The 23,447-nt window shown below is 63.8% G+C and carries 19 protein-coding genes; 12 read left to right on the top strand and 7 right to left on the bottom strand.

Annotated elements, in window-relative coordinates; translation table 11 throughout:
• Positions 1-221: 221 nt before the first annotated feature.
• On the bottom strand, positions 222-1,412 hold the full coding sequence (locus IG627_RS09495) for an acetyl-CoA C-acyltransferase (protein WP_193192099.1): 1,191 nt from the start codon (positions 1,410-1,412) through the stop codon (positions 222-224).
• 350 nt (positions 1,413-1,762) lie between these two features.
• Between IG627_RS09495 and IG627_RS09490 the strand changes: the two genes are divergently transcribed.
• Positions 1,763-2,359 (top strand): LemA family protein, encoded by a 597-nt coding sequence (locus tag IG627_RS09490; RefSeq protein ID WP_193192098.1) that lies wholly within the window; start codon positions 1,763-1,765, stop codon positions 2,357-2,359.
• A 3-nt stretch (positions 2,360-2,362) separates the two neighbouring features.
• Positions 2,363-4,339 carry a M48 family metallopeptidase gene (locus IG627_RS09485; protein WP_193192097.1) on the top strand — a complete coding sequence of 659 codons (1,977 nt, stop codon included), beginning with the start codon at positions 2,363-2,365 and terminating at the stop codon, positions 4,337-4,339.
• Between the two features lie 62 nt (positions 4,340-4,401).
• On the opposite strand, the gene IG627_RS09480 is transcribed toward IG627_RS09485, so the two are convergent.
• The 6 genes from IG627_RS09480 to pobA form a co-directional block, all read right to left on the bottom strand.
• Positions 4,402-5,736, bottom strand: coding sequence for an MFS transporter (locus IG627_RS09480; protein WP_226864876.1), 1,335 nt, complete (start codon positions 5,734-5,736; stop codon positions 4,402-4,404).
• 209 nt (positions 5,737-5,945) lie between these two features.
• Positions 5,946-6,422: a MarR family winged helix-turn-helix transcriptional regulator gene (locus IG627_RS09475; protein ID WP_193192096.1), complete on the bottom strand. Its 477-nt coding sequence runs from the start codon at positions 6,420-6,422 to the stop codon at positions 5,946-5,948.
• Between the two features lie 78 nt (positions 6,423-6,500).
• Positions 6,501-8,003 carry an AMP-binding protein gene (locus IG627_RS09470; protein ID WP_193192124.1) on the bottom strand — a complete coding sequence of 501 codons (1,503 nt, stop codon included), beginning with the start codon at positions 8,001-8,003 and terminating at the stop codon, positions 6,501-6,503.
• Positions 8,004-8,111: 108 nt separating this feature from the next.
• Positions 8,112-8,945, bottom strand: a complete 834-nt coding sequence (locus IG627_RS09465) for a p-hydroxycinnamoyl CoA hydratase/lyase (RefSeq protein ID WP_193192095.1) — start codon at positions 8,943-8,945, stop codon at positions 8,112-8,114.
• Positions 8,946-9,006: 61 nt separating this feature from the next.
• Positions 9,007-10,404 carry an aldehyde dehydrogenase gene (locus tag IG627_RS09460; RefSeq protein ID WP_193192094.1) on the bottom strand — a complete coding sequence of 466 codons (1,398 nt, stop codon included), beginning with the start codon at positions 10,402-10,404 and terminating at the stop codon, positions 9,007-9,009.
• 382 nt (positions 10,405-10,786) lie between these two features.
• Positions 10,787-11,956 (bottom strand): 4-hydroxybenzoate 3-monooxygenase, encoded by a 1,170-nt coding sequence (gene pobA, locus IG627_RS09455; RefSeq protein ID WP_193192093.1) that lies wholly within the window; start codon positions 11,954-11,956, stop codon positions 10,787-10,789.
• A 167-nt stretch (positions 11,957-12,123) separates the two neighbouring features.
• Between pobA and IG627_RS09450 the strand changes: the two genes are divergently transcribed.
• The 10 genes from IG627_RS09450 (at position 12,124) to IG627_RS09405 (ending at position 23,434) form a co-directional block, all read left to right on the top strand.
• A complete protein-coding gene (locus IG627_RS09450) occupies positions 12,124-13,023 on the top strand; it encodes a helix-turn-helix domain-containing protein (RefSeq protein ID WP_193192092.1) in 900 nt (299 codons plus the stop codon).
• Positions 13,016-13,933 carry a pca operon transcription factor PcaQ gene (gene pcaQ / locus IG627_RS09445; protein ID WP_193192091.1) on the top strand — a complete coding sequence of 306 codons (918 nt, stop codon included), beginning with the start codon at positions 13,016-13,018 and terminating at the stop codon, positions 13,931-13,933. The genes IG627_RS09450 and pcaQ overlap by 8 nt, the downstream gene beginning before the upstream one ends.
• A gap of 108 nt (positions 13,934-14,041) precedes the next feature.
• Positions 14,042-14,851 carry a 3-oxoadipate enol-lactonase gene (gene pcaD / locus IG627_RS09440; RefSeq protein ID WP_193192090.1) on the top strand — a complete coding sequence of 270 codons (810 nt, stop codon included), beginning with the start codon at positions 14,042-14,044 and terminating at the stop codon, positions 14,849-14,851.
• Positions 14,754-15,248, top strand: coding sequence for a 4-carboxymuconolactone decarboxylase (gene pcaC / locus IG627_RS09435; RefSeq protein ID WP_193192089.1), 495 nt, complete (start codon positions 14,754-14,756; stop codon positions 15,246-15,248). Before pcaD ends, pcaC begins: the two co-directional genes overlap by 98 nt.
• A gap of 51 nt (positions 15,249-15,299) precedes the next feature.
• Entirely contained in the window at positions 15,300-16,037 is a 738-nt protein-coding gene (gene pcaH / locus IG627_RS09430; protein WP_193192088.1) for a protocatechuate 3,4-dioxygenase subunit beta, read from the top strand.
• Positions 16,027-16,575 (top strand): protocatechuate 3,4-dioxygenase subunit alpha, encoded by a 549-nt coding sequence (gene pcaG / locus IG627_RS09425; RefSeq protein WP_226864875.1) that lies wholly within the window; start codon positions 16,027-16,029, stop codon positions 16,573-16,575. The genes pcaH and pcaG overlap by 11 nt, the downstream gene beginning before the upstream one ends.
• 28 nt (positions 16,576-16,603) lie before the next feature.
• Positions 16,604-18,058 (top strand): 3-oxoacid CoA-transferase, encoded by a 1,455-nt coding sequence (locus IG627_RS09420; RefSeq protein WP_193192087.1) that lies wholly within the window; start codon positions 16,604-16,606, stop codon positions 18,056-18,058.
• Between the two features lie 239 nt (positions 18,059-18,297).
• Complete coding sequence (pcaF, locus tag IG627_RS09415) at positions 18,298-19,515, top strand: 3-oxoadipyl-CoA thiolase (RefSeq protein ID WP_193192086.1); 1,218 nt, start codon at positions 18,298-18,300, stop codon at positions 19,513-19,515.
• A 3-nt stretch (positions 19,516-19,518) separates the two neighbouring features.
• Positions 19,519-20,844 (top strand): 3-carboxy-cis,cis-muconate cycloisomerase, encoded by a 1,326-nt coding sequence (gene pcaB / locus IG627_RS09410; RefSeq protein ID WP_193192085.1) that lies wholly within the window; start codon positions 19,519-19,521, stop codon positions 20,842-20,844.
• Positions 20,845-21,073: 229 nt separating this feature from the next.
• On the top strand, positions 21,074-23,434 hold the full coding sequence (locus tag IG627_RS09405) for a TonB-dependent receptor (protein ID WP_226864874.1): 2,361 nt from the start codon (positions 21,074-21,076) through the stop codon (positions 23,432-23,434).
• Positions 23,435-23,447 lie beyond the last annotated feature (13 nt).

The raw sequence follows: 23,447 nt of genomic DNA, 5'->3' as shown, positions 1-23,447 counted from the left end.
TGCGGAATGCGGAATGCGGAATGCGGAATGCGGAATGCGGAATGCGGAATGCGGAATGCGGAATGCGGAATGCGGAATGCGGAATGCGGAAAAGCATGTGAGGCCCGGACCTAACGGTCAAACCGCCTGTTAACGGAGGCTTAGTCGCGAGCTGTGCTCCAGCGGAATACACGATGTTCAATCGCGTATTCCGCATTCATTATTCCGCATTCCGCATTTAATTAAACTCGCTCTATGGCCACCGCCGTGGCCTCGCCGCCACCGATACACAGGCTGGCCATGCCCTTCTTGGCATCGCGCTTTTCCATCGCCGCCAATAGCGTCACCAGGATGCGCGCACCGCTGGCTCCCAGCGGGTGACCCAGGGCGCAGGCGCCGCCGTTTACGTTGACCTTGTCGTGGGGCAGGTTCAACTCGCGCATCGCCGCCAGGGTAACTACGGCGAAGGCCTCGTTGATCTCGAACAGGTCGACGTCATCCGCAGACCAGCCAGTATTCTCCAGCAACTTCTGCATGGCGCCCACCGGCGCGGTGGTAAACCACTCCGGCTGCTGGGCGAACTGCGCCTGGCCGCGCAATACCGCCAGCACCTTCAGGCCGCGCTTCTCGGCCTCGCTCCGGCGCATCAGCACCAGGGCCGCGGCACCGTCGGAGATGGAACTGGCGTTGGCGGCAGTCACGGTGCCGTCCTTGCGGAAGGCCGGCTTCAATTGCGGGATCTTGTCCGGACGCGCCGCGCCCGGGCCCTCGTCGACACTGACTTCCACATCGCCACGGCGGGAGGAAACGGTCACCGGCGCAATCTCGCGCTCGAAGGCACCACTCTCGATGGCCTTCTGCGCGCGGGCCAGGGACTCCAGTGCAAAGGCGTCCTGCTCCTCGCGGGTGAAGCTGTACTTGTCCGCGGTGCTCTCGGCAAAGGTGCCCATCAGCTTGCCGTCATAGGCGTTTTCCAGGCCGTCCAGGAACATATGGTCCTTCACCTCGCCGTGCCCCAGGCGCATGCCGCCGCGGGCCTTGGGCAGGATATAGGGGGCATTGGTCATGCTCTCCATACCGCCGGCAACGATCACCTTGCCCTCGCCCAGCAGCAGCGCGTCGCGAGCCATCATCACCGTCTTCATGCCAGAGCCGCACACCTTGTTCACGGTGCTGCAGGGCGTGCCCTCGGGAATACCGGCACCGATGGACGCCTGGCGCGCCGGCGCCTGGCCGACACCGGCGGGCAGCACGCAGCCCATCAGCACCTCGTCCACGTCCGCCGGCGTTACGCCCGCGTCCTCGAGGGCCGCGCGGATGGCCGCGGCGCCCAGTTCCGGCGCGCTGACCGCGGACAGGCCGCCCTGCATGGCGCCCATCGGCGTGCGCGCCATACCGACTATGACTACCGGATCTGAAGTTACATCGCTCATACTGGCTGCTCCCGAATCTGTGCCGCCATCTCACTTTCTGGACGGCGGCGATAGTTTTATTGCGGCGGCATTATAACCGATCCGGGGCGCAGCGCCGCCATACGCCCTTGGCATGATTTGGGGACTGAATATCCACCCAACCAAACTTGCCGAGCACCCCCTCCCCCTGTGGGAGCCTGCCCTGCAGGCGAAATCGTCGGGGCCACACCCCAATCGCCTGCGGGGCAGGCTCCCACAGGTGCAGAAAGTGCCCGCCGGCTTTGGCGCCGCCACTGAACCAGTTCAGAGTCCTAAAAAAAACACCGTGTTACTATCCGCGCCAACAATTCAAAACAACGGCGAGAAGTCATATGGAAATCTCAAGCATCGTCTGGCTGGTGGCCATTGCCGCACTGCTGTTCTACGTAGTCGGCATTTACAACAAACTGGTTTCACTGAAGAACCGCTATGAAAACGCCTTTGCGCAGATCGAGGTGCAGCTGAAACGACGCTACGACCTGATCCCCAACCTGGTGGAGACCGCCAAGGGCTACCTGAAACACGAGCGCGAGACACTGCAGGCGGTGGTTGAGGCGCGCAACGTCGCCATGGCCGGCCTCAAGGCCGCCGCGGCCAACCCCGGCAATGCCGGCGCCATCGCCGACCTGGGCCACGCCGAGGGCGCCCTGGCCAATGCCCTGGGTCGCCTCAATGTCGTGATGGAGGCCTACCCGGACCTGAAGGCCAACCAGAATATGCTGCAGCTCAACGAGGAGCTGACCAGTACCGAGAACAAGGTCGCTTTCTCCCGCCAGGCCTTCAACGACTCGGTGATGGCCTACAACATCTACAAGCAGAGCTTCCCGCCGGTCTTCTTCGCCGGCTTCTTCGGCCACCGCGACGACGGCAAACTGCTCGAATTCGCCGATTCAGAAACCATCCAGGCGGCACCGCGGGTCGAGTTTTAATCCATGAACTTCTTCGAATACCAGGACAGAGCCAGGCGCAAAACCGGCCTGCTGGTGGGCCTCTTCGCGCTGGCGGTGGTGCTGCTGATCGCCATCACCACCCTGCTCGCCGCCCTGCTGCTGGCCTGGTCGCGCGGCCAGGCATTTTCGCTGTCCGCTATCGTCAGCAATACAGGCGGCCAGCTGCTGGGTTGGGATACCGTCGCCACCATCGCGTTTAGTATCGCCGCGGTGATAGCCCTGGGCAGCCTGTACAAGCTACGCCAGCTGGCCGCCGGCGGTCGCGCCGTGGCCGAATCCCTCGGCGGGCGCAAGATCAATATCGCCCCGCAAAGCGATGCCGAGAAACGCGCGCTCAACGTAGTCGAGGAAATGGCCATCGCCTCGGGCACGCCGGTGCCCGACGTCTACCTGATCGAGGACGACGCCATCAACGCCTTCGCCGCCGGCTACAAGCCCACCGACGCGGTCATAGGCCTGACCCGCGGCTCAATCGAAAAGCTCAACCGCGACGAGCTGCAGGGCGTGGTGGCGCACGAGTTCAGCCATATCTTCAACGGCGATATGCGCCTGAATATCCGTATCGTCGGCCTGCTGAACGGCATACTGATTATCGGCATGCTCGGTTACTGGCTGCTGCGCGGCTCCCACTTCAGCTCCGGACGCGACAACCGCGGCCGCGCGGCCCTGTTCGGTATCGGCGCCGGGCTGATGGTGATCGGCTATACGGGTACTTTTTTCGGCAACCTGATCAAATCCGCCGTCAGCCGCCAACGGGAATTTCTCGCCGACGCCTCAGCGGTGCAGTTCACCCGCAGCAACAGCGGTATCGCCGGCGCGCTGAAGAAAATCGGCGGCTACAGTGGCGGCTCGCAGCTGGCGTCGAGCAACGCGGCAGAATTCAGTCATATGTATTTTGCCAGCGGCCTGAAGAAATCCTTCGCCAACCTCTTCGCCACCCACCCGCCGCTGGCGGATCGTATCTCCCGCCTGGACCCGCAGTGGAACGGCCGCTTCCCGCACACTGCCGCAGAGCCGCAGGGCGTTTCTGTCACCCAACAGCAGGACGCCCAGGTGATGGGCATTGCCGCGGCGGCACCCTCGGGCGAGGCAGCCCCTTTTGAGAAAGTGCTGGACGCTGTCGACAACAGCATCGGCAACCCCAGCCAGCAACAGATGGACTACGGCCGGCAGCTGCTGCAGTCGGTGCCCGCGGCACTGCGACAGGCGGCCCACGATCCTTTCGCCGCCCGCGCGCTGGTCTACAAGCTGCTGATGCACGGCGACGCAAAACACCGGCAGCAGCAGCGCCGGTTACTGCAACAGATTGCCCACCCGGCGGTGGTGCGGGAAATGCAAAAACTGGAACCCCTGGTACGGAGCCTGCCGACCAGTGCACGCCTGCCGTTGCTGGATCTCTGCGTACCGGCATTGAAAGCGCTGGTGCCGCAGCAGTACCAGGTATTCAAGCGCAACCTGATCAAACTGCTGCGTAGCGATGGCAAGGTGGAACTGTGGGAATGGGCCCTGTATCGGGTGCTGATGCACGCCCTCGAGGGTACGCCGGATCGCCAGCGGCTGTCGCCAAAAAGCGGTGCGGAAAAAGACGCGGCCCGCTTTATCCTCGCCGCGCTGGCCCACGCGGGCAACCCGGATTACCTGCCGGCCAAGCGCGCCTTCGAGACAGGCCTGAAGGCGATGCAACTCGGAATCATCCCTCTGCCTGCGGCGACGGATATCACCCTTCCGCGGCTGGACAAGGCCCTGGCCATCGCCGCCACCATCAAGCCACTGCAGAAGCCCGGACTGCTGAAGGCCATGGCGGCCACCATGGCCCACGACGGTGTCGTGGAGGCAGAGGAAATCGAACTGCTGCGCGCTGTGGCCGACAGCCTCGACTGCCCCATGCCGCCACTGATGGTGGAAGCACCGGGGCAAATCGCGGCGACCTCCCGCGGCGAGCCCGTGGTCACTTCATAAAATCCCACCGCGGGCCGCCCGCGTTCTTCGCGAACTGCGGGCGGCACTAGTGCGCGGACCAGTCACGCCTCAGCGCAGGTCTTCAACTGCGATTTGTCCGCAGCCGGCGCTCCCAATAACAACAGGGCCGCCGCTGCCAGCAGCGCCCCCGAAGCCATGACCAGCGCCACCAACGGTAGCGATTGGCCGCCGGCAAACAACAGGCCGGCGACTATCGGCCCCAGCGCCGCACCGCCGCGCCCAATCCCGATAACCAGGCCGGTGCCGCCGGCACGGACCCGCGCCGGGAAAGACTGCGCCAAGATCGCGTAGAGACCGACGATGGCGGAGTTGGTAAAGAAACCGGCCAGGGCGGCAAGCAGGGACAACTGCTGCAGATCCGCCGGAGAGAATCCGAACAACGTTACCGTGGCAAAGGCCAACAGCAGAGCGCCGATCACCAGGGCGCGCACATCAAACCTCTGTGTCAGCAGACTCAGGGCCAGCGCCCCGGCGGCACCGCCGACGTTGGCCCACACCAGCACCCCCCCGGCCGCGGAGGCGGCAAACCCCATATCCACGACGATTTTCGGGATCCACTTGAGCATGAAGTAGAAGGTCATGATGTGGGCGAAGTAGGCCAGAGTCAGCAACAGAGTGCTGCGCATTAATGCCGGCGACAGCAGTTCGCGGAAACCACTGCCGGCCTGTAATTTCGACACGGCCGGCAGCGCCGCGACCCTATCGCGCCCCATCCGGACCAGGACCGCGTTGACCTTTTCCAGCGCGCGGGCGGGTCTCTTCTGCACCAGGTAATCGACGGATTCCGGCAGCCACAACCACACCAGGGGCAGAAACAGTGCGGTTGCCAGGGCCCCGAACAGAAACACCGATCGCCAGTCGAAGTGCGCCAGCAGCATGGAGGCGATGGTCCCGCCGGCAATGGCCCCCAGCGGATAACCGCTCGCCATCAGGGTAACCGCCAGGTGTCGCCGGCGCCGGTTGGAGAATTCCGCAGCCATGGCATTGGTGGCGGCGAGCATGCCGCCGATGCCGATGCCGGTCAGCATGCGGATTGCGGATAGGGTCACCACATCGCCCGCAATGGCCGCCAGGTACATGCCGCCGCTCATCAGCACCAGGCAGCCGATGATGGCGCGCCTGCGCCCCATGCGATCCGCCAGGTTGCCGAGCAGCAGGGAGCCCAGGGCCATGCCGATAAGCTCCATCGACAGCACTACGCCCAGTGCCGCCCTGTCTATGCCCCAGTCCCCGGCAATACCGGGCGCGGCAAAACTGATGGCCAGCACATCGAAGCCGTCCAGGGCAGTGAGTAAAACACACAGGGTAACCGCGACTATCTGCAGGCGGCTCATCGGGGACTCAGCAATAAGTTCGCGGGGGTCAGCGGTATTCATTTATTTTCTCTCTTATTGTTTGCAACTGGCATCACCTTGCCCCACCTCTTTTCAGGCAGTGCGATACAAGCGGTTTTTCTGAATGCTCGGCATTTGACCGTTCCACTATAATCTGTATGTATCAAATACATACCTATTACGGAACACCGGCCACGGTCATTTGCTCTTATTCCCGCCCTTCGCGGAGCTTTCCACTATCCTGTCTGGAATCAGCCGGAGCCCAGGATATCCAGGTACCGGACCAGGTCCCGCAGCTGCCTGTCGCTCAGGCGTTGCTTGAAAGCGTCGTCGGTTTTCCTCACCTTTTTCTCGACCGCGGTGATTTCCTTCCTGCCCTTGGCGGTCAGGTACAGGGCGTGGCGACGGCGATCTATCGGCGATTTTTTCCGCTCGATCAATCCCGCCTTCTCCAGCTTGTCCATAATGGCCATAGTGGAAGCGCGGTCCATATTCAGCGCCTCGCCGATAACGCCCTGGGACATGCCCTCATTCTCTGCTACCAGGGCAAAAACACTGTACTGCACCGGTGTCATATCGACGCTCTGGACGAAATCGCGGTAAATCCTGCGCTCCGCCATGCGAATGCGGAATCCCAGTTTGTCCTCCAGTGTGCTGCGATCCACCGGACCGTCCGGGTCCACAACAGGTTCCTGCCCCGATGCCCGTTTTGCTGCGGTCTGTGCCATGTGTACTTCCTATTGCTGTGTACTCCGCGCCAGACTATACCCTCCACAATTCGGAGAGTCTCGCCGACCAGGCATTATCTATCCGCCGAGTCCGAGGGCCCGCGCCAGCTCAATCAGTTGCGACTTCAACGCCTTGCCAGAGCCGGTTCGCGGAATCCTGTCGACAACAATGAAATCCCTCGGCACCTTGTATCGGGCCAGTTTTTCCCGGCAGTGAGAGCGGATTTCCTCCTCGCTGATTTGCGCACCCGCAGCCACGACAAACGCCACACCACTCTCGCCCCAGGTGGTATCGGGCACCCCCACCACCGCGGCCTCCGCCACGGCCGGCAGCTGCAGAATTGCCGCCTCCACTTCAGCTGGATAGACGTTCTCGCCGCCGGAAATAAACATATCTTTCTTGCGGTCGACGATATAGCAGAATCCCTCGTCGTCGATACGCGCTATATCGCCGGTCCTGAACCAGCCGTCCGCAAAGACCTCTGCCGTAAGTTCCGGGCGATTCCAGTAGCCGCGGGCAATACCCGGCCCGCGCAGCCACAGCTCACCCCCCTCTCCCGCGGCGACTGGCTCGCCGGCGGCATCGGCGATGCGCACCTCGAGGCCGATATAGGGCAGACCGCAGGAGCCGGCCTTGTCGATAATCCGCTGGCGATCGCCGACCGGCATACCGAAATTCGAGCCGGTTTCGGTCATCCCGAAACCGTCGGACATGGGAATACCGGCACTGACGAAGCGCGCTATCTGCGCGGGGGGATTGGGGGCGCCGCCGGTGGCGTAGACCTGCAGGCCCTGCAGTTTCTGCGGGGCAAAGTCCGGGTGATGCCACAGCATCTGCGCCATCTGCGGCACGGAAAAATAATGACTGACCCCCAGCTGGGGATCCGCCAGCCGCTGCAATGTTGTGCCGGCATTAAAGCTGCCGGCAATAAGAACACAGGCACCCGCCAGCAGCGGTGCCCGCGCATTGGTGACCAATCCGGCGGTGTGGAACAGGGGCATATCGCACAGGAAAACACTCTGTGCGCTGACGCCGTTGCCGAGATTGAAATTCAGGTTGCTCCAGAAGACATTCGCCTCGCTGAGCATGACGCCCTTGGGCGCGCCGCTGGTGCCCGAGGTGTACAGCAGGGTGGAGATGTCGTCGAAGGTCCGCCGCGCACTGTCACCGGCCAGCGGAAGGCACTTCCGTGTCAGCGCCACCAGATCGCACAATTCATACACCTCGCCGCCGAAATCCGGCAGTGCGAATTCGCTGTCACGAAACAGGATGGACGGCTCGGCATCCGCCAGCAACACCGCCACCTCCGGTCCGGAGAGACGCCAGTTGAAAGGCGTGAAAATCGCACCGGCGCGGACACAGGCCAGGTTCAGCAGCAGTATTTCCGCCCTGTTGCGCGCCAGCGTGGCCACTCGCGCACCGCTGGCCGCGCCGAGGCGCGCCACCAGCCAGGTCGCCGCCCTGTCTACCGCAAGATCCAGCTCGCCGTAGCTCCAGCGCCGACCGCTGTCCAGATCCACGCAGGCCAGCACATCGGGACAGGCACGGGCGTGGGTCCGAACGGCATCCAGTAATGTCATCGCCACACTAGTCTCCGTTTATCTTTATGCTGTGTGCGTAACCGCTCTCCCCTCCCCCGCTTGCGGGGGAGGGGCCGGGGGAGGGGGACTCTCCCCCCGCCGAAAGTGTCAGGCCTTCGACTTATCGTAGGCGCCCAGTCCCGGCTTGTAGCGCTTCTCGTCGATAAACTGGCGGATACCCTCCTTGCGGCCGTCGTTGTCGAAACTGTTGGCCGCCTCCTGGGCGCGCACGAGATAGTCCTCGGCGTTGTCGAAGGTCATCTCGCGCACGCGGCGCACGGCATCCTTGGTCGCCTTCAGGGCGATGGGGTTTTTCTCCATCAGCACACAGGCGACTTCGGTAACGCGTTTCTTCAGCTCCGCCAGCGGCAGCGCCTCATTGACCAGGCCCCACTCGGCGGCCTTGCGACCGTCGATATTCTCTCCCATCATGGCGTGGTACATGGCATTGCGGAAGCTGAGCAGTTCCACCGCTATCTTGCTGGCGCCGCCGCCCGGCAGTATGCCCCAGTTGATTTCGCTGAGACCGAACTGGGCCTCCTCGGCGGCAAAGGCGAGATCGCAGCCGAACAGCGGGCCGTAGGCACCGCCAAAACACCAGCCGTTGACCATGGCGATGGTCGGCTTCTGGTACCAGCGCAGGCGCCGCCACCAGCCGTAGGATTCGCGCTGTGCCTGGCGCACCGCGCCCAGGCCGCGTGCCTCGGTCTCGCGGAAATATTCCTTCAGGTCCATACCCGCGGACCAGGCGCTGCCCTCGCCGCCGAGGACCAGTACGCCGACATCGTCGCGGAACTCCAGTTCGTCCAGCACCCGCATCATCTGCCGGTTCAGTGCCGGGCTCATGCAGTTGCGTTTTTCCGGGCGGTTCAGGCTCACCCAGGCGATACCCTCTTCAACGGTCCAGGCGACCGTGTCCTGTTCTGCTCTCACTGTGGTCATATCTACTCCAACTACCCGAAAAGGGCTAAAAATTTTCTGAAATTCATCTGCCCGCGCGGGCTCAGATTGGATATCGCCCCGGCTCCGTCTCGGCGGTAATCCAGCGCAGTTCGGTGAACTGGTCGATACCCGTCCTGCCACCGAAGCGCCCGTAGCCGGATGCGCCCATTCCGCCGAAGGGCATCTGCGCCTCGTCGTGTACCGTGGGTCCGTTGATATGGCACATACCCGCGCGGATCTGCCGCGCCACCTTCAGGCCGCGGGCGGTATCGCGGGTGAAGACCGAAGAGGACAGGCCGAAGTCGCTGTCGTTGGCGATGCGGATCGCATCCGCTTCATCCTCCGCGCGGATCACCGCCACCACCGGGCCGAAGCTCTCGTCCCGGTAGAGGCGCATATCCGCCGTCACACCGTCGATCACCGTGGCCGGCATGATGACGCTGTCGGCTTTGCCGCCGGCGGCCAGGGCGGCGCCCTTGGCCAGGGCGTCGTCGATCAGGCCGTTCACATGGTCGACGGTTTTGCTGTCCACCACGGCGCCCAGGGGAGTCCGCCCCTCGCGCGGATCCCCCGCCGCCATCGTCTTGACCTTGGTGGCAAATCTGGACATAAACTCGTCGGCCACCGACTCCACCACAATCAGGCGCTCGGTGGACATGCAGATCTGCCCCTGATTCAAAAAGGCCCCGAAGGCCGCCGCCGCCACTGCCTGGTCCAGGTCGGCGTCTTCCAGCACCAGCAGCGGCGCCTTGCCGCCCAGCTCCAGCAGGCAGGGTTTCAACTGCTCCGCCGCGCGCCTGGCGATAATGCGCCCCACCTCGGTGGAGCCGGTAAAGTTGATGCGTTTTACCGCCGGGTGATCGATCAGGGCGCCGACCACATCGGCGGCATCCTCCGGCGCATTGGTCACCACATTGACCACACCCTCGGGGAAATCCGCCTCGGCAAAGGCCTCGACAATCAGCCCCTGGGTGCGCGGACAGATTTCCGACGCCTTGAGGATCACACTGTTGCCGCAGGCCAGGGCCACGGCGATGGCGCGCACCGCGAGAATGATCGGCGCATTCCAGGGCGCAATGCCCAGCACCACGCCGACCGGCTGGCGCACCGCCATGGACAGGCAGCCGGGCTTGTCCGACGGAATCACCTCGCCGCCCACCTGGGTGGTCAGCGCCGCCGCCTCGCGCACCATACCTACGGCCAGCTGCAGGTTGAACAGCGCCCAGCCCTCGGTGGCCCCAATCTCGTTCATCATGGCCTCGACAAAGGCCTCGCGTCGCGCCTCCAGCTGCGCGGCCGCCTGCATCAGCACACTGCGCCGGGCGTTGGGCCCCAGCGCCGCCCAGGCCGGAAAGGCCGCCTGGGCGCGCTCGGCCACTGCCACGGCCTCGTCCACCTGCATCGCCGGCGCGCTGCTGGCGACGGCGCCAGTCAGCGGATTGATTCGCTCGAATTTCATAGTGACTCTCCCCTTATCGCTTTTATTGGTTGCCAATCCGGACTCGATAGCGACTGGCGCTCTGACTACAACTGCCTCTCCGGTTTCAGGCAGCAGGGCGCTATTTGCACCGCCGCATTAAGTATGTATCTTATATAGTATGTTACACATACTATTTGCACAAACGAGCGGAAATCAATACCGACGTCGCAGCGACCCATCCCACGGCGCCCGGGCAAGATTGCCGGCACCCGAAGCGAAGGCGCCGCTGCCGGGGGCCGTTTGTAAAACGATTGCCGATGAGGCTGTTGCGCAAACGGCCACCGGCAGCGGTGCCGCCCCGCTCTCCCTTACCGGCAAAGGGCGAATAGCAACCCGGCGTCGCCACCGCCACCCAGCGCCGCTAGAGCGGCAGCCCCACATAATTTTCCGCAATGGCACGCCGTGCGGCGCGGGACGAGGCAATGTAATCCAGCTCCGCGACCTGCATGCGCCGGTCGAAGGGCGTGTCGTCCGGGAAGCGGTGCATCAGTCGCGTCAGCGACCAGGAAAAGCGCTCCGATTTCCACACCCGGGCGAGGGCCCGCTCGGAGTACTGGTCGATTCCGCGCTCGTCGCCGCGATTGAAAAAATCGATCAGCCCGTCGGAAAGGTAGGAGATATCCGATGCGGCCAGGTTCAACCCCTTGGCGCCGGTGGGCGGCACTATATGCGCCGCATCCCCGGCCAGAAAAAGGCTGCCGTGGCGCATGGGCTCGAACACATAGGAGCGCAGTGGCGCGATGGATTTTTCCAGCGCCGGCCCGCGGGTGATCCTGGCGGCCACTTCGGGTCCCAGGCGCAGCGCCAGCTCATCCCACAGGCGCTCGTCCGGCCAGTCCTCGACGCTCTGATCGAGGGGTACCTGAATGTAGTAGCGGCTGCGGGTATTGGAGCGCATCGAAGCCAGGGCGAAGCCGCGCGCGTGATTGGCGTAGATCAGCTCGTCGTGACAGGGGGGTACATCGGCGAGAATACCCAACCAGCCAAAGGGATAGACGCGCTCGAACTCGCGCCCCACGCCCTTGGGTATGGCCCGGCGGGACGGCCCGTGAAAACCGTCACAACCGACGATAAAGCGCGCGTCCAGGCGCTCGCACTCGCCCCCTTTGGTAAAAGTGATATGGGGCTTTTCGGAGTCGACGCCGTGCAGTTCGACGTTCTCAACGGACCAGAGAATTTCCAACTCGCGCTCCGCCGCTGCGGCAATCAGGTCCCGGGTCATTTCCGTCTGCCCGTAAACCATCACCTGTTTTCCGGTCAGCTCCGCGATATCGATATGAATCAGGCGCTCGCCGTCGGCTAGGCAGAAACCGTCGTGGGGCAGGCCCTCGGCGTGCATGCGGCTGTTGATACCGAGTCGGTCGAGAATATCCGTAGTGGTGCGCTCCAGCACACCGGCGCGGATACGGCCCTCCACATGGGCGCGGGACTGCCGCTCCAGAATAACGCAGTCAATGCCCGCCCGGCGCAACAGATGACCGAGCATCAGGCCCGCGGGACCGGAACCGATAATTGCGACCTGGGTTTTCATGACTGCCTCCGCTTTTATTTTCATTGCGCGGAAATATTCTTTCCGCCGCTGAGGCAGCCTATTTTCCGCAGCCGGCCCGCGAACTTAAGGCACGTTCGATTGGAAAAATTGGACTTTTCGATGATCCGAAGAGAAACGGGATCCCTTTCGAGCGGGGGATTCCGCCAGTGATTCAGCCCCAGTTGAGCGCACCGGTATTTCACCTGTATGGGGAAAATCACAGCTGGCCCACGCCGGACCTGATTCACTGTGAATCCATTTCCAGCCGCAGCCAATTGCACGACTGGAAAATAAAGCCTCACCGGCACAGCGATCTGGTGCAGCTGCTTTTCTTGCGCGCGGGGCGGGCCGACGCCGAACTGGACGGCAGCGCCCATCTCCTGCAGCCGGCCACCCTGTTATTGGTTCCGGCCATGTGTATTCACGGTTTTCAGTTTTCGCGGGATGTCAGCGGGGAGGTCATTTCCCTGGCAACGCCCCTGGTTGGGCAGCTGGCCACGCGCCAGCCTCTGCTGCGGCCGCTGCTGCGCGAGGTCGCGCTTTTCCCACTCGAGAACCTGCGCCAGAGATTCGAGACGCTGATCGGCGAAATTGCCGCGGAGTATGCGCGACCCGCTCCGGGACGCGAACTGGTGCTCGAATCCCTCGCCGGTATTTTGTTGACATGGATAGCTCGCCTGAATACCGAACCGGCGGCGACCGGCGGGCAGCCGGCGGACCGCGGCGGCCAGCACCTGCTGCGTTTTTCGCGCCTGGTCGAACGGGAATACCGGGCGCACCGCCCCATCGACTTTTATGCGGAGCGGATCGGTATTACGCCGGCACATCTCAATGCCCTTTGCCGGCGCCTGAGCGGCCGCTCGGCCCTGCAGATCATTCACGAACGCCTGCTGCTGGAAGCAAAGCGCGCGCTTATCTACACCGCAATGACCATCAACCAGGTTTCGGACAGCCTCGGATTTTCCGAACCGGCCTATTTCACCCGCTTTTTCAAACGACTCACCGGCCTCTCGCCGCGAGTGTTCCGCGGTCAACAGCTGCAAACGGAGCAGAGAGAAAATGATTGATCACCGCATCAAGTTTCGCCACCTGCAGTGCTTTCTCGAGGCCGACCGGCAGAGGGGTATCGCCAGGGCGGCGGAAAAGCTGGCACTGACGCAGCCGGCGGTTTCCAAATCCATCCGCGAGCTGGAGGATATTCTCGGCACCCGGCTGATGACCCGCGGCAAGAATGGCGTGGCGCTGACCAGTTTTGGGGAAGTGTTCCGCAATTACGCCAAGCAGAGCCTGGCCGCACTGCGGCAGGGTGTCGACAGTATCGTCCAGGCCCGCGCCTATACCGCCGAGAGTCTCGCCATAGGCGCACTGCCGACGGTGGCCGCCAATATCATGCCGCAGGCCGTTGCCCATTTCCGCGCATCGGGCGCGCGCGCCAGCCTGCGCCTGATTTCCGGCCCCAACACACACCTGCTGGAACAGTTGCGCGTCGGCGACCTGGACCTGGTGATCGGCCGCCTGGCGGAGCCGCGCAAGATGACCGGCTTGAGCTTTACCCAGCTCTACTCGGAGAAAATGACCTGGGTCGTGCGCCCCGGCCACCCCCTCCTGAAACTGGCTGACTTCGATATGGAAAGAATCGCCGCCTACCCGCTGCTGGTACCGACGGCGGACTCCATCACCCGCAACAGTTTCGACCAGTGGCTGATCGCCCACGGCATTGCGGAAATCCCCGATCGCATAGAAACCGTGTCCTCGTCCTTCGGTCGATCCTATGTGCGCAGGAGCGACGCCATCTGGGTGATTTCACGGGGCGTGGTTGAAATGGATATCGACGAGGGCAACCTGGCGGAGCTCCCCGCAGATATGTCGGACACCAGCGGCGCCGTCGGCCTGACGACCCGTGCCGGTGCAGACCTGCCCGCTGCGGCGCAGCTGTTTATGAGTTCGGTGCGCCATGTGGCGATGGAAAAAATCTGACAGGCATAACGAAAATTTATGGGTAGGCCCAAAGAATTCATTTTACATAAAAATTGCCGTTGCTTAGCTTGTCACTAACTCGAAGTAGCGGCGGACAGGAGTAATCCCATGCAGGTTGTCGACGCGGGCGGACTAGCTATTCACTACCGTGACGAAGGCCCCGGAAATAGAGTTCCGGGAGAGACGCCAACACTGGTGTTTATCAACTCCCTCGGCACCGACCTGCGCAGCTGGGACAGAGTCGTAGTTCAGCTGGCACAGCACTTGCGTTGCATCCGCTACGACAAACGCGGGCACGGACTGTCCGCTGCGCCGGACGCGCCCTACAGCATCGGCGACCACGCCGACGATCTGAGCGCACTGCTGGATGCACTGCAGGTGGACACGGCCATTCTGTGCGGCCTCTCCGTCGGCGGCATGATCGCGATGGAATTTGCACAGCGACACCCCGACAGGGCCAGGGCGCTGATACTGGCGGATACGGCGCACAAAATCGGCACGGCGGAAATGTGGCAGGAACGCATAGACGCTATTGCCGCCGGCGGACTCGAGAGCGTCGCCGACCCGATTCTGGAGCGCTGGTTTACCCGCGCCTACCGACAGCAACAACAGCCGGCACTGGCCGCCTGGCGCAACATGCTCTGCCGCACGCCGCTGGCGGGCTATCTCGGCACCTGCGCGGCAATCCGCGATGCGGACCTCAGCCGTGCCGCCAGTGAAATCGCCGCGCCGACGCTGTGTCTCTGCGGTGACGAGGACGGCGCTACGCCGCCGGCCCTGGTGCAATCCCTGGCAGCGCTGGTTCCCGGCGCCACTTTCAATGTCATCGAGGACGCCGGACATATTCCCTGTGTGGAACAACCCCGGCGCTTTGTCGAACAACTGCAAACCTTTTTCGAAGGAAATCAACTTGTCTGAAACACGCTATCGAGCGGGAATGAAAGTTCGCCGCGCCGTATTGGGCGATGCCCATGTCAACAAAGCGACTGCTAGGGCCACCAGCCTGGACCGGGATTTCCAGCGCTATATCGCCGAGGCGGCCTGGGGTTCCGTGTGGTCCCGCGAGGGCCTCAGCCGGCGCGAGCGCAGCCTGATCACCATCGCCATGCTGGCCGGCCTCGGCCACGAGGAAGAACTGGCGATGCACCTGCGCGCCGCCATCGACAATACCGGCACCTCGCTGGACGATATCCGCGAAGTGCTGTTGCAGGTGGGTGTCTATTGCGGCGTTCCCCACGCCAACACCGCCTTCAAGATTGCCAAGGAAGTGCTCGGACAAGAAATCAGGCGTGCGGAAACGACGGAAACTGCCTGAGCAGAAAAATGCGCACGGAAAAATCCGTAGAAATAATTGGGAGTTGCAAAAATGGCCTACAACCGCCGCGACCGGGAACAGCACCCGGCGCAGATTCACCCGGACTACAAATCGAGCCTGCTGCGCGGCCCGACCCGCGAGCCGCTCGCCATTGCGCCGCTGACATCGGAGCTGACCGGCCCGTTATTCAATCAAGACATGCTCGGGGAATTCGACAGCGACCTGACCAAAAACGGCCGCAAGAACGGCGAGCCGCTCGGCGAGCGCATGGTGGTGCACGGGCGGGTACTGGACGAAAACCGCAATCCCCTTCCCCACACCCTGATCGAGATCTGGCAGGCGAATGCCGCGGGGCGCTATATCCACAAGCTGGACCAGCACGATGCACCGATAGACCCCAACTTTCTCGGCGCCGGTCGGGCCGTCACCGATGCCGATGGGCGCTACCGCTTTTACACGATCAAGCCCGGGGCCTATCCCTGGGGCAACCATCACAACGCCTGGCGTCCCAACCATATACATTTTTCCCTGTTCGGCCCGTCTATCGCGACGCGGCTGGTCACGCAGATGTATTTTCCCGGCGACCCGCTGCTGGAACTGGACCCCATCTACCAGGGTGTACCCACCGCCGCCCGCGAGCGATTGGTCGCGCGTTTCGATATCGAGGCCACCGAAGCGAATTTCGCCCTCGGCTACCGATTCGACATAGTCCTGCGCGGCGCGGCCGCCACCCCCATGGACCAAAAAAAAGGGGACGCGAAAAAAGAGAGGGTCAATCATGAAGCTTAAACAGACAGCGTCACAGACGGTGGGCCCCTACTTCGCCTACGGCCTGACACCCCAGCAGTACGGCTACGATTTTCGCAGCATCTTCAGTAACCGCATCGACGGCGACGGCGAGCGCATCGCACTGAGCGGCCGCGTTTTTGACGGCAACGGAGAAGCTGTCAACGATGCCATGATCGAAATCTGGCAGGCCGACGCCCGCGGGCAATATCAGGGCAATGGTTTTGCGCGCTTCGGCACCGGCACAGACTCGCAGTGCCGCTTCCATTTCGACACCATCAGGCCCGGCTCAATAGACAATGAACAGGCGCCGCATATCTGCGTGCTGGTATTTATGCGCGGTCTGCTGCTGCACAACTATACCCGCATCTATTTCTCCGACGAGGCCGCGGCGAACGAGCGCGATCCGGTCCTGAACAGCGTGCCGGCCGAGCGCCGCGGCACACTGATCGCGGAGCGCAGCGACACACCCGACGGCCCCGCCTACCGCTTCGATATCCATATGCAGGGCGAGCGGGAAACAGTTTTCTTCGACGTCTAACGCCGGCATTTTTTTGGGAAGAGTCTCTATGAAAACTGCTCCACAGATTTCCGCGCAGCAGGCCGCGCAGAAGATCAACAGCGGCGATGTGCTGATCGTCGGCGGTTTCGGCATGACCGGCACCCCGGTGCACCTGCTGCACGCCATCGCCGAAACCGACACCACCGACCTCACCTATATCGGCAACAATGTCGGCGAGACGGGTCTCGGCGGCGGGCGCCTGCTGCGCAACGGCCAGCTCAAAAAGGCAATCGGCTCCTACTTCACCCGCAACCGCGAAGCGGGCGCCGCCGCCCCGCGCGGCGCCGTGGACGGGGGGGGGGCGGCCCCGGGCGCCCCCGCCCCCCCCCCCACCACCCACCGGGGGGCGCCCGCCGCCGCCCAGAGCGGCGCCATGGACGTGGAGCTGCTGCCCCAGGGCACCCTGGCCGAGGCCATCCGCGCCGGCGGCGCCGGCATCGGTGGATTCTTCACGCCGACCAGCGCTGGCACGCCGCTGGCAGAGGGTCGCGAGACCCGCACCATCGACGGCACCGAGATGGTCTATATCCCGGCTCTGCGCGGCAATGTCGCACTGGTGCGCGCCTGGCGCGCCGACACCGCCGGCAATCTCCAATACCGGATGACCGAAAACAACTTCAACCAGGCCGCGGCCACAGCCGCCGACCTGGTGATCGCCGAAGTCGAGGAAATCGTCCCCGTCGGTGCGCTGGATCCCAACCAGGTGCACACCCCCGGCTGCTTCGTCGACTTCCTGGTGCAGGCCAACCTCTGCGAGGAAAACCTGGGCTCCTCGGCCTCGGTCTCCGCGAGCCTGAAAAAAGTCGATGCGCAACGCCTGAATATGGCGCGGGCGGCACTGACCGAACTGCGCCGCGGCGATATCGTCAACCTGGGTATCGGCATTCCCACCCTGGTCGCAGACCTGCTCGATGCCTCCAGCGGCATCATCATGCACACCGAGAACGGCATGCTCGGTGTCGGCCCGGAACCCGAATCCGGCGGCGCCATGGACTACCCGGTTAACGCGGGCAAGATCCCGGTGACCGCCCTGCCCGGCGCCAGCTATTTCGACAGCGCCACCTCCTTCGCCATGATCCGCGGCGGCCATGTGGACGTGGCAATCATGGGCGGCCTGCAGGTGGACGAGTGGGGCAACCTGGCAAACTGGGCCGTGCCCGGCAAACCGCTGCTCGGCGTCGGCGGTGCCATGGATCTCGCCTCCGGCGCCGACCGGCTGATCATCACCATGACCCACTGCAACAGGGACGGCAGCTCCAAGGTGGTGCCCCGCTGCGACCTGCCGCTGACGGCCGCCGGGGTCGTGGACGTGCTGATTACCGAGCTGGCGGTTTTCCGCTTCGGGGAATCCGGTATGCAGCTGGTCAAGCTGATGCCCGGCGCGACTCTGGAACAGGTAAAAGAAAAAACCGCGGCCGAATTTACCGTGGCGCTTGAGGAAACCGTCGCGGCGGAAGGCTGAATTAAACAGGGGCACGCTCATCCTTGTAAGCGAGTGCGGTGGCAGCCCTACTGCCGGGGGAAGTTTGCGGGACACGCCGTGAATCCATCCCTGGAGGCTTGTCTGCGAGGTCCCTCTCGCAGACAGTCCCGCAAACTTCCCCCGGCAGTAGGGCTTTCGCATCTAGCCCCGGCGTTCTTTTCTGGCCGCCGATGAGCAAGCAATAGCAAAGCAAGAACATAAAGAGAAAGGTTACAACGATGAAATCCGCCTGGATCTGCGACTATATCCGCACCCCGATCGGCCGCTTTGCCGGCGCCCTGGCCCAGGTCCGCGCCGACGACCTGGGCGCGGTACCGCTGCGCGCCCTGGCCGAGCGCAATCCGCGACTGGACCTGGAAGCCATCGACGACGTTATTTTCGGTTGCGCCAACCAGGCCGGGGAGGACAACCGCAATGTGGCCAGGATGTCGCTGCTGCTCGCCGGCTATCCCACCTCCGTGCCCGGCACCACCATCAACCGCCTGTGCGGCTCCGGTATGGACGCGCTGATCAGCGCCGCGCGCGCCATCCGCTGCGGCGAGGCGGAGCTGATCCTGGCCGGCGGCGTCGAGAGCATGTCCCGCGCACCGCTGGTGATGCCCAAGGCGGACATCGCCTATTCGCGCCGGGCCGAGATACACGACACCACCATCGGCTGGCGCTTCGTGAATCCACTGATGGAAAAACAGTACGGCGTCGATGCCATGCCGGAGACCGGCGAGAATGTCGCCGAACAGTTTTCCATATCCCGGGCCGACCAGGACGCCTTCGCCCTGCGCTCCCAGCTGCGCGCCGCCGGCGCCATCGACAGCGGGCGCCTCGCGCGGGAAATCACCCCTGTCTCTATAGCGCGCAGGAAGGGCGAACCGCTGCTAGTAGAACGGGATGAACACCCGCGCCCCGCCACCACACTGGAAGCCCTGGCGAAACTGCCCACTCCCTTTCTGGGAAATGGCCGGGAAAGTGGCACAGTCACCGCCGGCAATGCCTCCGGCGTCAACGACGGCGCCGCCGCGCTGATCGTCGCCTCCGACGATGCCGTGCGCCGCTACGGGCTGACGCCCATAGCGCGAATAGTCGGCGGCGCCAGCGCCGGCGTCGAACCGCGCATCATGGGCATGGGACCGGCCAACGCCACGAGAAAACTGTGCCGGCAGCTGGATATGCGCGTAGCGGATTTCGATATTGTCGAACTCAACGAAGCCTTCGCCAGTCAGGCCCTCGCCTGTCTGCGCCAGCTGGGTCTCGAGGACGATGCCGCACACGTAAATCCCAACGGCGGTGCCATCGCCCTGGGCCATCCCCTCGGCGCCTCCGGCGCCCGTATCACCGGCACTGCGGCCTTGGAACTGGGCCAGCGCAACGCCAGATACGCCCTAGCCACCATGTGTATCGGCGTCGGCCAGGGCATCGCCATCGCGCTGGAAAGGGCCTAAACCATGCTCGGTTTCGATTCGGAACTTTACGGCGCCGCCTTTGCCGATACCGAGGTGGCCGACCTGTTCAGTGACGGCGCCGAACTGCGTGCGATGATTCGCGTCGAGCGCGCACTGGCAAGAGTACAGGGCGGGCTCGGCTTGATTCCCGCCGCTGCCGCCGGGGCAATAGACCGGACACTGGGCGAGCTGACACCCGCACCAGCCGCGCTGGCGGCGGCCTGCCGCAAGGACGGCGTAGTGGTGCCCGCGCTGGTAAAGCAACTGCGAGCGGCCCTGCCCGAACACGCGGCCTCCCACCTGCACTGGGGCGCCACCAGCCAGGATATTGTCGATACCGCCCTGGTACTGCGCCTCGGCAGCGCCTGCGACAGGCTCGAACAACTTCTCGCAACCCTGGGCGACGCCCTGGCGGACCTGGCCGAGCGGGAAATGGACACGGTCATGGTGGCGCGCACGCGCGCCCAGTGGGCGGTGCCCACCCTCGGCGGGCTCAAGGTGGCCAACTGGCTGGCTCCCCTCGCCCGCCAGCGGCAGCGGCTGCAACAGCTGAGGCCGCGTTTACTCGTACTGCAGTTCGGCGGCGCCGCCGGCACCCTGGCTGCCCTCGGCGACAGGGGCCCCGCTGTCTCTGCGGCGCTCGCCGCCGAACTCGGCCTGGCGCTGCCGCCGGCGCCCTGGCACACCCAGCGCGACAGTCTCATCGAACAGGGCAACTGGCTGGCGATGACCTGCGGCGCCCTGGGCAAGATGGGGCAGGACCTGATACTGCTCACCCAGTCCGATGTCGGGGAAATAAAGCTGCGCGGCAGCGGCGGCTCCTCCACCATGCCGCAGAAAGCCAATCCCGTAAGCCCCGAGCATCTGGTCGCCCTGGCGCGCCACAGCGCGGGACTGCTCGCCAACCTGCACAGCGCCACAATCCACGCCAACGAGCGCGACGGCGCTGCCTGGACACTCGAGTGGCTGAACCTGCCGCAGCTGGTCTGCGCCACTTCCGGCGCACTGACTCGGGCAGCGGAAACAGTCGCCGCATTGACGTTCGACAGAGCCCGTATTCAGGCAAACCTGGAGACCTGCCGGGACGACATCATGGCGGAGGCGCTGGTCTTCGCCCTCGCCGAACACAGCGACCGCAACAGCGCGCAGCAACTGGTTGCGCGGGCCCGCGAACTCGCCGGGCAGAAGGGCCTGCCCCTGGTGGAGCAGTTGCGATCCCTCACCGAGCTTCCACTGGATTGGGAACACCTGGCACAACCGCAATGCTATCTCGGCGCGGCGCGGCATTTTATTCGCGCCACCCTCGATTATTGGAGAACGATGGCCTGATGGTGAGGGCCTCAGGTTCCGCCGCCGCGCCGGCCTCAGACACGGAAAGTGAATAAAATTTCACTTTTTAAAAATAAAAAATACTGTAAAAACAGATAGATACAGATTCACAAATTTTTAATGTTGACTTAACCTCGAGTCAGCTCTTATCGTGGAATAACCGAATAAAAATTCGGTTTATCTGCAGTTGTCATAAATCCAATAATCACAACCACCAGAGAGGGCCAAGATGATGCGCGCCACAAATTTTTCCAGGGCGGTACTTTCCAGGGCGGTACTTTCCAGGGCGGTACTTTCCAGGACGGTACTATCCAAAACGGTGCTGGGCGCGGCGGTTGCCACGGCAATAGCCGGCGGCGCCCGCGCCGAGCAGATTGAAGAGGTCACGGTTACCGCGCAGAAGCGCACGGAGAGCCTGCAGGAAGTTCCCATCGCCATCTCCGCCTTCAGCGGCGAGCAATTGAAATCCCTCGGCGGTGCCAACCTGCAGGAACTGACCGAACATGTCGCCGGCGCCGAACTGTACGACGACCGCGGCGCCGGCCAGCCCACCTGGGTGATCCGCGGTGTCGGCCTGGCGGACTTCAACTCCAACAACACCCCCACTGCCGCCATCTACTACGACGAGCAGTACCTGTCCTCCAACGTATTCGGCGGTATCGGTATGTTCGATATCGAGCGGGTGGAAGTACTGAAGGGCCCCCAGGGCGGCCTCTACGGTCGCAACACCAGCGGCGGTGCTGTGCGCGTGGTCTCGGCGCGCCCCGAGCTGGGCGGCGACCTCAATGCGTCCATTTCCACCTCCTACGGCAGCTGGGGCAGATCCACCCTGGAAGCGGCCGCGGGCGCCTCCATCGGCGAGTCCAGTGCCTTTCGCATCGCCGCCATGACCGACCAGGGCGGCGGCTGGCAGGACAGCCTCGCCACCGAAGGGGATGACGAATACGGTGACCGCGATTTCAGCGCCCTGCGCGCCCAGTGGCTCTGGGCACCGACGGAGGAGCTGGAAATACTCTTGAAGGCAGAGGCCGGCCGCGACCAGTCGGAGACCACCCTGAGCCTGACCCGCGCCCTCTACGACCCGGAAACCGGCGACTTCTGCGCTTCCGCCCGAGCCGGCCGCGCCGATTCCGACCAGTGCGCAACCCTCGCCAACCTGACCAACGCCTGGATACTGACCCCGGGAGATCCCGGCCGACTGCCATCCGAGCAGGACCGCGACGGCAGCACAGTACTCGCCAACCCGATCAACGCCCTCGACAACGACTGGAGCGGCTTCAATGGCCAGATCAACTGGGACCTGGGTTTCGCCACCTTCTCCTCCATCAGCGCCTTCCTGGAATACCAGAACGATCAGGTGTTCGACTTCGACGGCCAGCCGCTGCGCCTGATGCACGAGGACGGCAGTGCCAAACTGGAATCCTGGTCGCAGGAATTCCGCCTGGTATCCAACGGCAGCGACGACAGCAGCTGGCTGCTCGGCGCCACCGTCGCCGGGGACACTGTCGACGAGTACCGCGTCGTCGACCTGCGCGACAACCTGCTGGTGTTCCCCGGCATGACCGAGCGCGGCTTTACCCAGGAGAGTGAATCCTGGGCCGTCTACGGCCAGTGGGAGCAGTATCTCTCCGACGCCTGGCGCTTCAGCAGCTCCCTGCGCTACACCGCCGAGGACAAAACACTGCGCGATGCCTTCCACTACGACCGCATGGGCGAGTTCTTCTATATCGCCGGCGTCGACAAGGACTACGCCCTCGATGCCAACTTTTCCGGGCATGTCGGCCTCGACTGGCAGCCCAGCGACAGCGCGCTGATCTACGCCAAAGCCACCCGCGGCTTCAAATCCGGCGGCTTCTTCGGCGGCTTCGCCTTCTCCGCCGACGAGCTGGAGGCCTACGGCGAGGAGACGGTGCACGCCTACGAACTGGGCTTCAAGACGGATTGGATGGCGCGCAGCCTGCGCCTGAACGGCGCCCTCTTCTACTACGACTACCGCGATGTGCAGGGCTTTACCCAGACCATCAGCGAGACCACCGGCCTGCCGATCACCCGCCTCGGCAACCTCGGCGACGCCGAACACCTGGGCGCGGAACTGGAGATGATCTGGCTGCCGCAGGCGATCGACGGCCTCAGTCTGCAGCTGGGCGCCGCCTGGCTGGACGCCACCATCGCCGACTCCGACACCATCGCCCTGGACCCGGCCGGGCAGCCCGGCGCCATCGAGGGGCTGCCGCGCAACTTCGCCCCGGAGTGGAGCAGCTCAGCCCAGGCGCGCTACGAATTTTCCGTCGGCAATGACCTGCTGGCGGCACTGCAGCTGAACTATTCATGGAGGGATGAACTCTCCTCGCGGGATTCCTACAACAGCGATCTCGACTTCGCCGCCTACGGCCACGACGGTTACCAGGTGGTCAATGCGCGCCTGTCCCTGTTGCCTGGAGATGAGCGCTGGGAGCTGGCACTGGTAGGCAAGAACCTCACCGACGAGACCTATTTCGCCACAGTCACCGGCGACGACCTGGGCAGCTTTACCGAAATCCCCACCCGCCCGCTGAGCTGGGCCATAGAAGCCAGCTACCGCTGGGAATAAGGAGGAAACAGAC

It is taken from the genome of Microbulbifer taiwanensis (assembly GCF_014904815.1).
Classification (GTDB): Bacteria; Pseudomonadota; Gammaproteobacteria; order Pseudomonadales; family Cellvibrionaceae; genus Microbulbifer; species Microbulbifer taiwanensis.
This window is presented reverse-complemented; position numbering and strand designations above follow the sequence as displayed.

Coding starts and splice junctions, on each gene's coding strand:
- IG627_RS09495 (WP_193192099.1), bottom strand. CDS start 1,412: ATGAGCGATGTAACTTCAGATCCGGTAGTCATAGTCGGTATGGCGCGC.
- IG627_RS09490 (WP_193192098.1), top strand. CDS start 1,763: ATGGAAATCTCAAGCATCGTCTGGCTGGTGGCCATTGCCGCACTGCTG.
- IG627_RS09485 (WP_193192097.1), top strand. CDS start 2,363: ATGAACTTCTTCGAATACCAGGACAGAGCCAGGCGCAAAACCGGCCTG.
- IG627_RS09480 (WP_226864876.1), bottom strand. CDS start 5,736: ATGAATACCGCTGACCCCCGCGAACTTATTGCTGAGTCCCCGATGAGC.
- IG627_RS09475 (WP_193192096.1), bottom strand. CDS start 6,422: ATGGCACAGACCGCAGCAAAACGGGCATCGGGGCAGGAACCTGTTGTG.
- IG627_RS09470 (WP_193192124.1), bottom strand. CDS start 8,003: ATGACATTACTGGATGCCGTTCGGACCCACGCCCGTGCCTGTCCCGAT.
- IG627_RS09465 (WP_193192095.1), bottom strand. CDS start 8,945: ATGACCACAGTGAGAGCAGAACAGGACACGGTCGCCTGGACCGTTGAA.
- IG627_RS09460 (WP_193192094.1), bottom strand. CDS start 10,404: ATGAAATTCGAGCGAATCAATCCGCTGACTGGCGCCGTCGCCAGCAGC.
- pobA (WP_193192093.1), bottom strand. CDS start 11,956: ATGAAAACCCAGGTCGCAATTATCGGTTCCGGTCCCGCGGGCCTGATG.
- pcaQ (WP_193192091.1), top strand. CDS start 13,016: ATGATTGATCACCGCATCAAGTTTCGCCACCTGCAGTGCTTTCTCGAG.
- pcaD (WP_193192090.1), top strand. CDS start 14,042: ATGCAGGTTGTCGACGCGGGCGGACTAGCTATTCACTACCGTGACGAA.
- pcaC (WP_193192089.1), top strand. CDS start 14,754: ATGTCATCGAGGACGCCGGACATATTCCCTGTGTGGAACAACCCCGGC.
- pcaH (WP_193192088.1), top strand. CDS start 15,300: ATGGCCTACAACCGCCGCGACCGGGAACAGCACCCGGCGCAGATTCAC.
- pcaG (WP_226864875.1), top strand. CDS start 16,027: ATGAAGCTTAAACAGACAGCGTCACAGACGGTGGGCCCCTACTTCGCC.
- IG627_RS09420 (WP_193192087.1), top strand. CDS start 16,604: ATGAAAACTGCTCCACAGATTTCCGCGCAGCAGGCCGCGCAGAAGATC.
- pcaF (WP_193192086.1), top strand. CDS start 18,298: ATGAAATCCGCCTGGATCTGCGACTATATCCGCACCCCGATCGGCCGC.
- pcaB (WP_193192085.1), top strand. CDS start 19,519: ATGCTCGGTTTCGATTCGGAACTTTACGGCGCCGCCTTTGCCGATACC.
- IG627_RS09405 (WP_226864874.1), top strand. CDS start 21,074: ATGATGCGCGCCACAAATTTTTCCAGGGCGGTACTTTCCAGGGCGGTA.